The following is an 839-nucleotide window of genomic DNA, read 5'->3' as shown; positions in this document are numbered from 1 at the left end:
CTGGGCGGTTACGTTAAAATGGTCGATACGCGCGAAGGCGAGGTGGCAGAAGCAGATTTGCCCTACGCCTTTGACAAGCAGCATCCGGCCAGGCGCATCGCCATTGTCGCTGCCGGTCCTTTGACTAATTTGATTTTGGCCGTTTTGCTTTACGGTTTGAGCTTTTCCTTCGGCGTGACCGAGTTGCGCCCCTATGTCGGCATGGTCGAACCTGCCAGTATTGCCGCCAAAGCAGGTTTTCAGGCGGGTGATAAGATTGTATCGGTCAACGGAATCGCCGTTAAAGACTGGAGCGATGCACAAACCGAGATGGTGTTGAACCTTGAAGCCGGTCCTGTAAAAGTTGCTGTTCAGACGGCCTCAAATACCCAAGCCATCCGCATAATTGATGCCGCCGGCACGCCTGAAGCAGGTAAAGTTGCGAAAAACCAAGGCAACATCGGCCTTTTGCCTTTTAGAATTACTAACCGCATCGGTAAAGTCTTGGCCAAAAGTCCCGCCGAAAAAGCAGGTTTGAAGGAAAACGACAAACTGCTGACTGCTGATGGGAAGCCCATCGAAAGCTGGCAAGCATGGACGGAACTCTTCCGCGCCAGCCCCGGCAAACGAATCGAGCTGACTTACGAGCGTGACGGTAAAATACTGGCGACCGCTATCCGGCCGGACAGCGTCGAGCAGTCAGCAGGCGTGCTGGTGGGTAGAGCCGGGCTTGCTGCCCAGGCGGATAAAGAGTGGGATAAGACCATCCGCTACCGTTATACACCTTCCGTTGCCCAAGCCTTTGAATTGGGTTGGAACAAAACCGTCAACTATTCGTGGACGACCCTCAAATTTTTCGG

1 protein-coding gene is annotated in these 839 nt (G+C 53.6%); it reads left to right on the top strand.

The features are described from left to right. Nucleotides 1–839 (top strand): PDZ domain-containing protein (locus ACTHS3_RS16035; protein ID WP_440368512.1); only part of this gene is annotated, 839 nt, incomplete at both ends.

Source organism: Neisseria sp. P0009.S007, from assembly GCF_051962515.1.
The sequence above is the reverse complement of the archived record's forward strand: the minus strand, read 5'-3'. Positions and strand labels throughout refer to the sequence as shown.